This window comes from Halorubrum sp. GN11_10-6_MGM (genome assembly GCF_005435165.1).
Classification (GTDB): Archaea; Halobacteriota; Halobacteria; order Halobacteriales; family Haloferacaceae; genus Halorubrum.
The window spans coordinates 1-13,581 of sequence record NZ_SGUC01000024.1; the positions used below are offsets into that span (position 1 = coordinate 1).

Annotated in this window: 12 protein-coding genes; 7 read left to right on the plus strand and 5 right to left on the minus strand. The window is 54.2% G+C overall.

All coding sequences use genetic code 11. The features are described 5' to 3' along the window. Nucleotides 1-193, plus strand: a 193-nt coding sequence (locus tag EXE46_RS17320; protein WP_206750444.1) for a hypothetical protein, incomplete at its 5' end; no start/stop codon positions are given. Between the two features lie 69 nt (nt 194-262). Here the strand turns inward: EXE46_RS17320 and EXE46_RS11695 are convergent. Next, entirely contained in the window at nt 263-1,084 is an 822-nt protein-coding gene (locus EXE46_RS11695) for an IS5 family transposase (RefSeq protein WP_137688574.1), read from the minus strand. 101 nt (nt 1,085-1,185) lie between these two features. Between EXE46_RS11695 and EXE46_RS11700 the strand changes: the two genes are divergently transcribed. The 4 genes from EXE46_RS11700 to EXE46_RS11715 all read left to right on the plus strand — a co-directional run bounded on the left by EXE46_RS11700 (nt 1,186) and on the right by EXE46_RS11715 (nt 3,958). Beyond that, nucleotides 1,186-1,539, plus strand: a complete 354-nt coding sequence (locus EXE46_RS11700) for a MarR family transcriptional regulator (RefSeq protein ID WP_137688575.1) — start codon at nt 1,186-1,188, stop codon at nt 1,537-1,539. Nucleotides 1,540-2,017: 478 nt separating this feature from the next. Continuing rightward, nucleotides 2,018-2,446, plus strand: coding sequence for an RDD family protein (locus tag EXE46_RS11705; RefSeq protein ID WP_008584128.1), 429 nt, complete (start codon nt 2,018-2,020; stop codon nt 2,444-2,446). 131 nt (nt 2,447-2,577) lie between these two features. After that, a complete protein-coding gene (locus EXE46_RS11710) occupies nt 2,578-2,862 on the plus strand; it encodes a deoxyhypusine synthase family protein (RefSeq protein ID WP_241981547.1) in 285 nt (94 codons plus the stop codon). Between the two features lie 331 nt (nt 2,863-3,193). Next, entirely contained in the window at nt 3,194-3,958 is a 765-nt protein-coding gene (locus EXE46_RS11715; RefSeq protein WP_255509553.1) for a deoxyhypusine synthase, read from the plus strand. A 112-nt stretch (nt 3,959-4,070) separates the two neighbouring features. Here EXE46_RS11715 and EXE46_RS17625 read toward each other — a convergent pair whose 3' ends face one another. Genes EXE46_RS17625 through EXE46_RS11725 form a run of 3 tightly spaced genes read right to left on the minus strand, consistent with a single transcriptional unit; the run spans nt 4,071 to nt 8,945 of the window. Then, a complete protein-coding gene (locus EXE46_RS17625; RefSeq protein ID WP_255509550.1) occupies nt 4,071-4,193 on the minus strand; it encodes a hypothetical protein in 123 nt (40 codons plus the stop codon). Between the two features lie 37 nt (nt 4,194-4,230). Continuing rightward, entirely contained in the window at nt 4,231-4,911 is a 681-nt protein-coding gene (locus EXE46_RS11720) for a hypothetical protein (protein WP_137688576.1), read from the minus strand. A 2-nt stretch (nt 4,912-4,913) separates the two neighbouring features. Next, a complete protein-coding gene (locus EXE46_RS11725) occupies nt 4,914-8,945 on the minus strand; it encodes an Eco57I restriction-modification methylase domain-containing protein (RefSeq protein WP_137688577.1) in 4,032 nt (1,343 codons plus the stop codon). A gap of 158 nt (nt 8,946-9,103) precedes the next feature. On the opposite strand from EXE46_RS11725, the gene EXE46_RS17435 reads away from it, so the two are divergent. Both EXE46_RS17435 and EXE46_RS11735 read left to right on the plus strand, forming a co-directional pair. Next, nucleotides 9,104-9,916, plus strand: a complete 813-nt coding sequence (locus EXE46_RS17435; RefSeq protein ID WP_241981548.1) for a uracil-DNA glycosylase family protein — start codon at nt 9,104-9,106, stop codon at nt 9,914-9,916. A gap of 378 nt (nt 9,917-10,294) precedes the next feature. Then, nucleotides 10,295-11,725, plus strand: coding sequence for a PAS domain S-box protein (locus EXE46_RS11735; protein ID WP_137688578.1), 1,431 nt, complete (start codon nt 10,295-10,297; stop codon nt 11,723-11,725). 53 nt (nt 11,726-11,778) lie between these two features. Here EXE46_RS11735 and tnpC read toward each other — a convergent pair whose 3' ends face one another. Next, nucleotides 11,779-13,218, minus strand: a complete 1,440-nt coding sequence (gene tnpC / locus EXE46_RS11740; RefSeq protein ID WP_137688579.1) for an IS66 family transposase — start codon at nt 13,216-13,218, stop codon at nt 11,779-11,781. Nucleotides 13,219-13,581: the final 363 nt, after the last annotated feature.

Here is a 13,581-nt window from a genome sequence, read left to right on the forward strand (position 1 = left end):
TACTGTTTCGGTAGCCGCCGCATTCAAGAAGTCGTCTACCGAAGCCACATTTTGCAGGGTTGCGCTGGTGTTGGACACACTTTCCGCACCCTGCCGCTTCGTACGTGACGCTTTCTATGACACGCTCAGCTGGTTAAAAAGAGAACTGTATTACCCAATCAAAATGGTTTGGATCTATGGCGCTCTTGTTTGACGTGAAAAACGACAATATAGTTCACTAATACTTACGCGGATTTTTATCTAAAGTACGCTTATTGACCGCTCAGAGTGATCGATCTACGTTATGAATGAGACAGGCGATGATGAGTTCACGGAACTGCTTCCACCAGCACCGTGACCGGACAAATGCACCGTACTTCCGCTTGAGTGTTGAGTTGACACTCTCGGATTGACTCCGCTGGCCGTAGAGATCAGTGTCTAAGCGTGCGTTCCATGCTCGGTGGAGTGGCGTGAACTCACGGTGCTTAATCAGTGGCCGAATCTCGTGTTGTCGGGCAAGTCGCCTGATTTTCTGGTCGTCGTAGCCCTTGTCACCGAGGAGAACGTCGATATTCTCGGGATTGCGCTTGATCAACGATGGAACGATCTGGCTATCGTGTTTCCGCGTCGTCGTTACGTGTAGATCGAGAATCGCGTTCACTTTCGTATCGACCAGCAGTGTCACTTTGAGCTGCTGAATCGTAAGCTCAGCCCGTTTCGTGTAGTGTTTCGAGGCATGACTCCGGTCGAAACCTGACGCATCGACTCCAACGATACCGTTTGTCGGAAGTAGCGTCGCTGAGAGAGTCAATATAACACGCCAGACAGCCATATCAAGCCGAGTGAACGCCTTACAGAGCGTTGACGGTGTAGGTAGTTCAGCTAATCCAAGAGCTCGACGAATACGTGGCATCTCGATTAACTCGTCAAGCAGTCCACGGTAGGTCGTATTCTTCCGAACTTTGAGACACAGTAGAACAACGTGCTGCGGAAGTGTATAGCGGTGTTTAGAGAATTTCGAGGAGTATCGAGACACTGCTCGGCGTGCCAGATGGATCGCCTTCTCAGTAAAACGCAGAATCTGCGACTTCGGGAGGGTCTTCATCTCATGGAATTACAGGACGAACATGTAACTCTCTGAGGGTTTCAACAAAGCCAACGCAGCAGAAAGAACGATTATAATGGATACACGTTAGATGTTGGAATATGAGTGCGTCACAGGGTGAAGCCGATCTCTCGGAGGACGAACGTGCGGGTCTTGAACTGATCCGCGAGACGGGTGGGATTCACCAGAGCGACTTTTGGAAAGAGCTGGGCGTCTCTTCGCGAAAAGGAAGCCGACTAGTCGAAGGGCTTGAGAGTGCCGGGCTGATTCAGCGTGAGGAAACGGTGTACGGAGGTCAACGGACCTACTATCTCGAACCAACAGCATCTGATCGTGACTTTTCACTGCTAATGGCGGGTGACATGCTCTCGCCATTTATCGGTGAGGAAGAAATCGATCCGCAGTCAGACGCCTTCTCCCAGTGGCTGATGAACCTCACATACGAGGAAGAGTGACCCTGATCTCGAGGGCTTCTGACAGCTCTTAGTCACCGACTCTCATACTTTTGTATTGGAATCTCTCGCATAGGGAGTTCGCTGATTACACCGATAATCAACACACGAGGTCGTTGTTTAACCAACGTAGATGGGGGAACCGTCCAGCATGTTGGCTAATATCGCTCACTCTCATGGAGAACTGCTGAAAAACTCATCGCCAGTGGAGTCTGTTATTTCACTTGAAGCAGTGGTGTGTGAGTCCAATACTGTCCCTCCACCGTTTCCGAAGCTTTTGTTGACGAGCAATCGTGGGAACCCGCACACCACCATGTCCGAAGCTATTCACTAGAGAACAAGCGACTACTGCTGTGTTGATATCCAATTTTCCAGATACATTCTCGTCTGCAACAGCCAGTCGACGAGGGCTGCGAGCTGTTTTATAAATTCGTTCCAGAACTATCAAAGATTAATAAGTGATGGGTAACAGAAGTGGGATATGGAAAAGCATCCGCAACCGCAGCGAGGGACGAACGGAGATGTGATCTGGCACCGAGTCGGAGCATTCTTCATCGACTCGATTCTCATGGGGCTAATCTGGGTTCCCGTTATAATTGTCGGGGCAGCTCTTGGTGACCTCGGTTTCCTCGTTCTGGCGTCCGCGGGACTGGTCGCAACATTGGTTTACGGGTTTCTCCTTGAGGGACTATACGGGTACACACCAGGTAAATACCTACTTGGACTGGTCGTTATCAAGTCCGACGGCTCAAACTGTACGATCGGCGCGTCAATACTACGGAACTTGTTATGGATCGTTGATGCACTCCCGACGTTCAATCTCGTCGCAATGGTATCAATACTGCTTACAGACGACAACCAACGGGTCGGTGACCTCGTTGGAGATACAGTCGTCGTCAAGCAACAGTAACCGGAACGGATCGGTCTCTGCTTGACTTGTACTGAGCGATTGGGGTGAAAACTCTCAACTGCTGAGGATTTCAACAACGGCTTGAAGACCAATTTCGAGTTCTTCAAACCGGCGTCAGATTATCCAGTAGTATGGACACAGACGACTCTCACAGCGACGTCGTCCCTGGGAGTGATGAGGAACCCGACACGCCGGATGTTGGTGGCTACAACTTTCGCGGAGAATTTGATTTTGACGAGATGCTTGACGCGTATGGGACAACGGGGTTCCAGGCGACGCAGCTCGCAGAGGCAATCGACATCGCCGAACGCATGCAGGAGGCGGACGCTACTGTCTACCTCACGTTCACGTCAAACATCATCTCGTCGGGGCTGCGCGAGACCGTCGCGTATCTTGTTCGAGAGGGGCTTTGTTGAAATCCTCAGAAGTTGATAGTTTTGTGCCTCCAATCGCTCAGTACAGGGGACTCACGGGTCGCTCAATACAGACGAAGGAGATCTCAACCGGGTCTGGTGGTTTTAATATTGTTGTCAGGAAATGAGCTACCGTGACTCCAAAAAAGATTCTTACAGTATATATTGCCCTTCCTTGCCTCCTATACGGCGTGTTCTTTCTCTCGGCCCTCACATGGTATTCCGAGATGATTGGGACAGATACACTGCGAACCACACATACAGTATTTGCCAGTTATATCGCCCTCATTCTTTACACAAAACGGGACCAACTAACCGCTGAGTAAGCAGTCTCATCGACTGGCTGTTTCAGGCGATAATATGTCTGAAGAATAGGATTTCAACAAAGCCTCGAGAGGGGTATGTGGACGTAGTTATTACGACGTCTGGATCGCTCACCGAGGACGTGATCAAGACGGCAAAGCCATTCAAAATGGGAAAATGGGACGCAGACGAGGCATCGCTCCGTGAGCGTGGGATCAATCGGCTCGGGAATCTCTTCGTTCCTTCTGACCGGTATGTGTGGTTGGAAGAGTATCTGTATGATTTCTTTGAGGACTTTTTCGCAGAGGAGAAAGTGAGAACACCGACGTCGTTCGCACGCGAGTTAGGTGAAACTCTTGAGGATGAGGATTCGGTTCTGAAGCAGGCGGCGGACAACGACGTACCGGTGTACTGTCCAGCGTTGACGGACTCCGAGGTCGGGAACTTCCTCTACTACTATCGGCAAGGGTACGATTCAGAAGTGGGTATTGAGATTTTGGACGACTATGACTCGCTAATTGAAGATTGGCTGCTCGCGGACTCGACAGGGCTCATCGCGGTGGGGGGTGGAGTACCGAAACACCATGCAATCATGACGAACCTCTTTCGAGGAGGAGCGGATTACGTGGTGTATATTTCAACGGGGATGGAGGGTGATGGGTCATTATCGGGAGCACCGCCGAACGAGGCGGTTTCTTGGGGGAAGATCAAAGAAAATCAGACGAACTACACACAAGTGGAAGCAGAGGCAACACTTGTCTTCCCACTGCTTGTGGCGAAAGCATTCAAACAATAACCTCTCAAACGCCCGTTTCGGGTCTGCTATGCTCTCGAGTGGGCGGAATTAGCGCAATAATCACGACCACAGATGCCTCGATTGTACAACAGGATTCGCGACGGTCAGCCGTTCAGTTGTCGTCAGCGTCGTCGTCGTCGTCACGCTGGCGGCCTTTCGAGACCCGTTCGCCCCCGCTGAGGAGGCTCTCACGCGCCTTCTCTCGATCGGATTTCTCTTCGCTTTCTGCGCTCATACAATCCACTTGTACAGTCAAGTGTATAATCGTTGGGTCAACGCCACTCTTGGATGTCAACAATCGCTCTGTGGACCTGCGTGACCAGTCCGGACACCCAGACGACGCCTCCTAGCAGCCCGATTGATGACAGCCAGAGCCAGATCGGGACAGAACCCGAAACACCTTCATAAATCCCCAGCACGAACGAGACGATCGCCGTGACAATCAAGACGATTGTCAACTGGATCAGTGGGATGTTCCGGAGGTTCGTACTCCGATTGAAATTGATCCGCATTATGTAGTTCTTCACGAGCAGTTCTTCGGTCTCGTCTCGTGTGAACTCGGCTTTGAGTAGATTCGTGAGGTTGTCAGAACTCACACCAACGTCGAGTTCCGACGCGGTGTAGGTCATCGCTGCGAAGGCCGTCGAGAGGACCAACGCACCGATTCCGATCTCTGTATAAAGGTTCACAAACGGCTCGACGTTTCCGAGTCCCGTCTCGGACTCGGGCCCGACCTGTATTGCGATCGATAGCACGGAAATGAGGATACCGATCAGTGCGACGTTGAGTCGGAGTATCTTACTCGCCTTCGTGTCGATGTCGTTGAGCGTCTCGCGCTGTGCGTTGACGGTTTCGCGAGCTTCCGATCGCAACTCGACGAGCTGCTCTGTGTCACCGCCGAAGTCCACGTTACCGAGTTCCTCTTTCAACTCGGTCGGATCGCGACTTGCCATCGTCAGTTCACAGCCTCCTCGACTATCTCGATCTCCTCGTCGGTGAGCCCGTACAGCTCGTAGACAATCTCGTCGATCAGGTCGTCGGTCTTCTCGATCTTCTCGTCAAGCTCCTCGGCACGCTCGACCGCCCGGAGGTAATTCTCTAGGTCGTCAGCCACGTCGTCGACATCGGGCAACTCGATCACCTTCAACCGGTCGACGAGCGAGTTCGTCTTCGTCGCCGCCTCGCGGAAGTTCGCGAAGCCGCCCGCCTCGTCGACGGCGACCGGAACGAAGTGCTCGATCAGATCCGCCTCCGGCTCCGTGAGATCCGTGATCCGGAACGCGGGCAGGGGGTCCGTCTCGGTGTATCCCCACTGGTCCGTCTCGTGCGCGTCTTCGTTTTCAGGCTTGTAGCGAGCAGTGGCTTTGATCAGGACGGTGTTGGAGGATTCGCGCTCAACTGAAACACTACCTGTTTTCAGATTCGGGTAATCTTCAGTAGTTTTGTTGAGTATCGAATCTGTTTGGGCTGTCGGTTGGAGAAGTCCAACTGAACTGATCTCTACGTCATAGCTCGTGTTTCCGAGATATTGTTGGAAATTCAGATTGAACCCTGATCGCTTATTTTTGTACTCAATGAGTGGGTCTACAACGCTTTCAATAAGTTCATACGACGAACCTGCCTCAGATAGGTGTTCAGAAACTTGTGGAGGATAGTCCTCTTCACTGAAGCTTGAGAGATCGACACTCTCTGAATCTAATATGATGGGCAGTGATTCAAGATGAGATTGCTGTAGATGGGGGAACTTGATCTCATCATTTTGGAACGCATGAAGATACCAAAATGAGAGGAGGCGGGCAGGGAGTAGGCCACAGAGATAGTCCAGATTTTCACCACACTGCATATGATAGACCATATTCGTCGAGTAGTATCCGTGTGTGTCCTTGCCGATAATCAACTCAGAGGCCAAAAATCGGACCAGCAGTTTCGGTGCCTCCTCGTATATTTCTCGACCTTTTAGGGTATCCTCATCGATCGCATTTAGATCGATATGCTGTCCGGAGTGTTTCACGTAGTGTCGATTGACATCCCTGTGGTCGACAATTGGTCTGGTCGACTCAGATGCTTGGTCACTGATTGACGCATGATTCATACCACACTCTGCACCGCGATTAATCGATACGTGAGGTCCGAGTCGCGTTGTAGACGACCTGTTTATTTTATCCACAAGATCTATTTGGGATTGGGAGCTGTTGACCGGGAAGATTGTAAACGGCATCGCAGGAAGCAGGCTATCACTTACCTCCCACGTTTCGATCTGGTTCTTATTTTGCCGTTCGCCCATCAGGGTCGGAGTGTCTGTGCTATCGTTTCTGGACAACAGAATGAGCGCATCGTTGTTGACTCCCTCAAAAGCTACACCGAGGTCGATTGCCTGCGACAGCTTCCGGTCAGTAGCTAGCCGCTTCCTCAGGTCTTCATATGATTCATTCGTCGCGATTCTTTTTGGAACTACGAAACACAGAGGATCGGAACCACCAGAGAGCTTGATCCCTCTCTCAAGGAGTACTGCAGCAAGGTCAAATTGACCGACAGCAGACACGTACTCCTCGCGCATATAACTCACCAAATCATCGGGCATACTTCCGGTTCGTGTCCCCATCCACGGAGGGTTTCCAACGACCGTATCGAAGCCCAACTCTGCCTTCTTTTTTCCATCCCGATTGAAGAATACCTCGGGGAACTCCAGTTCCCAATGGAAGAAGTCCTGCTCCTCGGCGGTCGCCTGTGCAGGTTTGAACCAATCCGTTTTCTCAATCTCTGCCCAGTCGTCTCCATCTTCGATCGCACCCGCCATCTGCTCGTAGGCGTCCTCGGGCACGTCGCAGCCGAACTCCTCGGCCGTGTGGACGTTCGCAAGTTGGAACAGCCGCTGATACAGCGGGTCCTCGCGAATTTCCTCGTACAGTTCCTCCATCGACTTCACGCTCTCCAAGGAGTCGTTGTCGAACGCGAGGAGATCCGACATCAGCTCCATCACGTGTTCGAGCGTGTCCTGCCGGACTCGTGCGAAGGCTTGCGTCAGCGTGAGCTGGCCGCCATTCTCCTCCGTGTCGTCCGAGAGGACCTCCGTGATGTCGCTACCGACGAGCGAGTTCCCGGTTTTTAGGTGGTGGTCTAAGAACGCGAGCGGCTGGTCCGCCGCGAGGGTTTCCAACCACATCGAGAGCTTCGACAGCTCGACCGCCATCCCATTCAGGTCGACACCGTAGATGACTTCCTTGGAGATGTCACGGCGGATGTCCTGCTCATCGTACGACTGGATCTCCTGTTCGCGAACGACGCTCATCACCTGCTCGGTGAGGTAGCCCGTGGCCTTCGTCAGGAAGTGACCCGATCCCATCGCCGGGTCGAGGATTGTCAGGCCCTTCACCTCCTGCCAGAACTCGACAAAGTACTTCCGGTCGCTCGGTTCTAGCCCCTCCTCGCGGAGTTTCGAATCGATCTCATCGATCAGCGGGTCGACCGTCTCCTCAACGATGTAGGTGACCACGTAGTCCGGGGTGTAGTACGCCCCCGTGGCTTTGCGCTCGCCCTCGTCATTGACGACGTATAGCCCACCCTCGTCGACGACCTCGACCGCGTCAGCGACCGACACCTCGTCGCCCGGCTTCCACACCTGTCCACCATCCTCCGCGACCGCGGCGACGCCCTCTGGCCCCGCAATTCGGAACTCGTGTTCGAGCAGCCCTTCGTAGATCGATCCGAGGTGTCGCGTGTCGAGGTCAGCGTAGTCCGCTGGGACGTGCTCGCCCTCGTCGTTCTCTGTCGTCGACAACCAGAAAATCACCTCTGCAATGTACGGGTCCTTCACCTCGTGTTCGGTGAGGAACGCGTGATCCTCGTGGCTGAATAGCCCACCGTTGTACGGCGGGATGTCGAGGTCCTCTTCGCCCTCGTCAATCAGCTCGAACAGCTCGGAGAGCCGCCCCCAAATCGATGAGGAGTACTGACTGAATTCGTCGTCGAACGCGTCTCCTGACTCGACGTCGAGCCCCTCCATGTCGTCGATGATCTCTTCACGCTTTGCTTCGAGGCTGAAGTACTCTTGATACTCGTCACTGGCTGCGGGGTCGTCGGGATCGATTAGACCCCGTGACTCGGCATAGAGGACAAACATCAACCGATAGAGCAACACAAGCGACTGCTTTTTCAGCTCGTCGCGAGCGTCCTCGTCATCCGGATCGATGTCAAGGTCGTTCGACTCAACAAATCCTTTGCCGAGCACACGCAGTGCTCGGAACACGTTGTCTTGGAGGTCCTCGCCAAGTTCCTGTGCGGCAGTCTCCGATTCTGTCCATACGTTGTCGAGGAACGAACTTCCCGCTGTCTCGACAAACGCTTCTGGCCTGAAGAAGACATAAAAATACTTGAACGCCTCCAGATCCCCGCTTTCGAGAATTTCCGGGAGATCGACCTCATAGTAGGTCTGTGTCTCGTAGTCTTTCGTCCCGTAGAGCCGCCACTTCTTCCCGTCCGTTAGGACACCCCATTTCAGATCGCTTGGCGTCCGTTCGAGGTAGTATTTGATCTGGTGAGACGCGTCTCGGTACGAGCGCTGCTCTGCGAATCGCTGCTCGAAGTCGGAGTCCCACTGCTTGGCTTCGAGGATCGCTGACGCCCGTGAGAATAGCCCCTCGTGGTCCCCGTCGAGGGCTCGCTTTGCTCCCTCTCGGCGTACGTCGTCATTTTCGAAGAGCAGCCGATCGACGTAGCCACCACCGTCTGGGAGAGTCACCTCCGAGCTCGTACCGTACCCGAGGATGTCGACGACTTCGGCAATCCACGTGCCAATTAAATCGTCTTCGTTGTAGGAGGGCAGGAGTGTACCTTCCTTCTCCCAGAGGTCGCGTATCTGCTCGAAGGCTTCCTTGGCCTCGGCGTCGCAGTCCCATGCGTCGAGATCGGCGACGCGCTCATCGAGATAGTAACCGGAGAAGAGGTTGGAGTTCTGGTAGGGACCACTCCCGAGCGTCGCTTGACTCATGTAATACCAAATCCACACGTCAGCGCGATTAAATAGATGGCGGAGCGATTCCCAACACTGGCTCGTCCTGACGGAGAGCGTAGGCGGTAGTATTCAGACCGTTCACGACTCACTCTACCCGAACTATCAATTAGTCCGCTAGACACCACTCGATACAAATGGACGAAACGACCGCTCGCAAGATCCTCTCGGAGATCGACGAGCCAACGGAGCCGACGCTCCGAGAGCTACAGCAGACGGCGATCGGTAGCGTCAAGGCGGTTCTCTCAGATACAGGATTTCCTACCCGAGAGGAGGTCAGCCGGCGGCTCTCATACACGTTCTACTACGACTGGGAGACTGACGATCCGGACATTGTCCTCCTCGTTCAGGATCCAGGGAACCTCCATGAACGTCACTTGTCGGAACTGCGTCCGCAGAACCCACTCGCCGGCGAATGTTCTGCTCGCGACCAGATCGGCGTCTACCGCGAATTTGCCAAGAGCTGGTTGACCGGGCGAAATGCTGACTTCTCGGAGCGTTTTTTCGAGACGCTCGCCCGTCACGATCTCATTTCGCTCCCGAACGGCTGGCACCAGTACGTCGACTCTGGACAGTTCTATCGAGACTTCTACCTCGGCGACGTCGTGAAGTACCGCGTCGACGGTTTCGGAGTTGCCGCCGAGCGCGCCTCGTATCAACACCTCCTCAAGCAAGAACTCCGAGCGTTGGATCCGGAGCTGGTGATCACCTTCGGCGGCAACGCGTGGCCGGCACTCCGACGCTCAACCGCGCCCGAGCCTGTCATGGAGACGGACGCCGACCCAGAGAGCATTATGGCTATCCATGGGACACTCCACCAGATCTCCGAGCCGATCGACACCCACGTACTCCCGCTGGCTCACATGAGTGGGCAGGTCTGGTGGCGGTTCCCACCTGACGAGTACATCTCGCGACTCAGCAAGGCGCTTGAAGTGCTCGAACGCCAGTAGCGAAAACGACGGGAGGCGACACGTATCGGCTCGACATGAGATAGCGACTCAACTGATTGTAGGCGGTCACGTGTCTGGGAGGGTCGGACCATATGTAGAGATAGGGGCCGCAAGCCCGAAATGTGGGACTACGGCTAAGTGCCAGACAGTCTATGAGATGCGGATGTGGGTCGTACCGTTATTTTGGCTCTGCTAAAATCTCTTCTTCAGATACATTCCCGCCTGAAAAGGCCACCTGGGGAGAGCTTCTCATTAACCTTTTACCACGGCTCGTTTAGTCATTCTGCCCTCGTGCTGTCTTTGGATTCAGCGAACCACATTCGACACTATCCATTAAGGGCTATGATTGTTTTATATATTCAGTACGTGTGAGCAATAATGAGAGACAATACGGCTTCAAAAAGGGATAATGAACGGGGGGCCGACTGGTATCGAGCACTCGTCGAGGAAGTGAACGACCTCGCAACAGTCGTCGATACCGACGGGACAATACGCTACGTCAGTCCAGCCGTCACGCGAATTCTTGGTTACGAGCCCGACGAGTTAGTCGGTCACGAAGGGTACGAATTTGTCCATCCCGACGATCGAGAGCGAAACGCTGAGGCGGTCGAAGCGGTTCTGTCAAACCCGTCAGAACCAGAGACCGTCGAAGTCCGATTCAAGGATGCTGACGGATCGTGGTGCTGGATCGAAGCCACGATGAGGAATCGGCTTGACGACGGCCTTATTGACGGTATTCTCCTCAGCAGTCGGGACATCACCGAGCGAAAAGAGCACGAGAACGACATTCGGGAACTCGCCGAAGAGTACGAAGCCCTCTTAGATAATGTGGAGGACGCGATCTTTCTCGTAGCTGTCGAGCAGTCGGACAGTGGTGTCAGGTTCGAATTCGAACGGCTCAGCCCGTCTTATGAGAGACAAACAGGGATTACAACTGAAGAAGTACAAGGGCGGACGCCACGAAACGTATTCGGCGAAGAGCAAGGGGCAGAACTCGAAGCAAACTATCACCGGTGTGTCAGCGCTGGTGAGCCAATTTCGTATCAAGAGGAGCTACGGGTCAATGAGGAGGCACGCTTCTGGCAGACGAAGCTCGCGCCGGTGATCACCGGTGATGAGATAACTCGCCTCATCGGGATCACCCGGAATGTCACCGATCGCGTTGAACGAGAGCAACAGTTACGGCGACAGAACGACCGGCTCGACGAGTTTGCGAGCGTTATTTCTCATGACTTGCGTAGCCCGCTCAACGTCGCACAAGGTCGTGCGGCACTCCTTGCTGAGCAGGCAGAAAGCGACCATCTCGATCCCCTCTTACGAGCGCTCGATCGAATCGAAGCAATTGTCGAGGATACGTTGACTCTCGCACGGCAGGGAAACACAATAAGCGAAACAGAGGCGGTCAGTTTGACTGATCTTCTCGGGAAGTGTTGGGCCACAGTAGACACGAGCAACGCAACCATCGAAATCGTAGACGAGATGATGTTCCAAGGCGATCCGGGCCGGTTGCGACACGTGTTCGAGAATCTGTTCCGGAACGCTGTCGAACACGGTGGGCCTGACGTGACCGTTCGTGTTGGGCGTCACGGCGAACAGGGAATATACGTCGAAGACGACGGGCCAGGAATTCCAGCAGACAAGCGCAAAGAAGTGCTTGAACCGGGGCATTCTTCGGCTAGTGATGGTACTGGTTTCGGGTTGACCATTGTAAAACGGATTGTAGAAGCTCACGGATGGAAGTTGTCTGTGACTGATGGAACAGAGGGCGGCGCGCGGTTCGAAATCACAGACATTGAATCCGCTAGTTAGATCCTCTGTGTTGAGCGGTTCATGAGTTCCATACATTGAGCGATCGTACGTGTTTACCCTGAAGACTCAACAATCGGAGCAGCCTGATCCCGTGAGATCATCTCGTTGTCGCGGACAACCCGCCTGAGTTCGTCGTAAGGATTGCGTCCCTGCTGGCGCCACGTCGCCAGCAGGGACAAGACTGTCTCGTGGACAAACATTCCTCGGTCATTACGAAGCGTTCCGATGATCTTCCGGAGAACAACAGGTTCACGGAGTGCGTTCTCCGCGGCGTTGTTCGTCGGGGAGACCGCTGGCTCACCGACGAAGGTGAGCCAGTGGTCGAGTCCTCCTTCGATCTTCCCGAGCAGTGTTGCCACCGGTCCGTCGGGAACTGACCGCTCAATCAGCGACTCAAGGTCTCTGCGCGCTACGCGCTGTAGTTCTGCCCGCCTGCGTAGAGTCAAGTCGCTCTCCAGCCGAGCCTGGAGAGCGACGTAGAGTTGCCTAAGAGCTTGGTAGATCGGTTTGCCATCTGCCTGTTTTTGCGCAACGTCTTCAGCCTCTCGGAGAATGTGCGCCCAACACCGCTGAAGATTACTGCTGAAGGCGGGGTACGCCGTCCATCCGTCACAGATGACCGTTCCCGCGAAGTCCTCGCCGAGGACTTCGGCGGGAACATCACTCCCACGACTCTCTCTGACCGCGTACAGCGTGTGTTCTGTCGTCCGAAACGTCCAGATCCACGCTTGCTCACCGTCGCGTTTGATGCCTGTTTCGTCGATGTGAACCACGTCAGCTCCTTGGATTTCTCGACGGAGTTGCTCATACTCGCAGCGACCGGCGCGCGCAGCGCGCTCGGTCGCGTGCAATGTAGATGCGCCAGAGAGTTCGAGTCCGTGTAGTTGCTCGAAGCGATCGGCGATCTTCCGGTAGGGGAGACGATAATCGTACCGAGAGAGTGCTGATTGAGCGATAACGTTCACCCCGAACTGCCCCTCATCGGGGCAGTCGGGGTGTGTCGCAACTGTCTCCGTTCCGCAGGAGTCACACTGGTAGTAGTGGCGATTGTACTGGGTGACTTCTGGAGGCTGTGGATCCGGGATCTCCTCGACGAGTCGGGGGCTGACGCCCACCGACTCGTCGAAGTGGTCGCCACACTCAGGACAACAGTCACAGGTAACCTCAACTTCTTCGTCAGGATCAGCGTGAGACCGCCACTCTGGCTCGTGACCGTCTTTTCGACCGGGAGTACCGCCGTCAGTACGAGGTTCTTCGTCGTCGTCCTCGCCGGGCGAGGACGACGACTCGTCATCGGTCGATTGTTCTTTGCTCGGTGGCGTATGCGGTCCTTCGTGCCACCGGAGCTTCGCCCTGAACTGTTTGTTCTCTTCGCGGAGCCGTTCGTTTTCCTCACGGAGCTGTTCGTTCTCTTCTCGAAGCCGTTGATTTTCTTCCTCAAGCGCAGTGAGTCGTTCGAGGATCTCTTTCTTTGTAGGCTCTGAAGAAGTCATAAACAGGCGAAACGGGATGGTCTCCGGTCAGGAGACCATCCCTCAGGAATCCACTTGCTCGCCTGTTGCATCGATCTACGATATCTCTCAAACGGCTCCTAGGAGAGAGTACCGAAATCGATCTCGGGCTAAACACGTACGAGCGATCTATGAGCGTCCTGTATTGACCGGAACCAAGTCGGAATATCTTGCCTAGTGAGGATTTCAACAGAGCCTGCTTAGGATTTGGTCAGTCGCTATGTGGCAGTTATGTCGTACATGTCAGCTACTTCCCCGACCTACCTACTCATTCCGTTCGCTTCTTGAGGTCGGGAGCTCCATCCCAAAAGTGCTGAATCCGACAGTACTCCGCATACCAAACGG

Bases quoted from the DNA above. Each gene is read 5' to 3' on its own strand.
- EXE46_RS11700 (WP_137688575.1), top strand. From the start codon at position 1,186: ATGAGTGCGTCACAGGGTGAAGCCGATCTCTCGGAGGACGAACGTGCG.
- EXE46_RS17435 (WP_241981548.1), top strand. From the start codon at position 9,104: ATGGACGAAACGACCGCTCGCAAGATCCTCTCGGAGATCGACGAGCCA.
- EXE46_RS11725 (WP_137688577.1), bottom strand. From the start codon at position 8,945: ATGAGTCAAGCGACGCTCGGGAGTGGTCCCTACCAGAACTCCAACCTC.
- EXE46_RS11705 (WP_008584128.1), top strand. From the start codon at position 2,018: ATGGAAAAGCATCCGCAACCGCAGCGAGGGACGAACGGAGATGTGATC.
- tnpC (WP_137688579.1), bottom strand. From the start codon at position 13,218: ATGACTTCTTCAGAGCCTACAAAGAAAGAGATCCTCGAACGACTCACT.
- EXE46_RS11710 (WP_241981547.1), top strand. From the start codon at position 2,578: ATGGACACAGACGACTCTCACAGCGACGTCGTCCCTGGGAGTGATGAG.
- EXE46_RS11720 (WP_137688576.1), bottom strand. From the start codon at position 4,911: ATGGCAAGTCGCGATCCGACCGAGTTGAAAGAGGAACTCGGTAACGTG.
- EXE46_RS11695 (WP_137688574.1), bottom strand. From the start codon at position 1,084: ATGAAGACCCTCCCGAAGTCGCAGATTCTGCGTTTTACTGAGAAGGCG.
- EXE46_RS11735 (WP_137688578.1), top strand. From the start codon at position 10,295: ATGAGAGACAATACGGCTTCAAAAAGGGATAATGAACGGGGGGCCGAC.
- EXE46_RS17625 (WP_255509550.1), bottom strand. From the start codon at position 4,193: ATGAGCGCAGAAAGCGAAGAGAAATCCGATCGAGAGAAGGCGCGTGAG.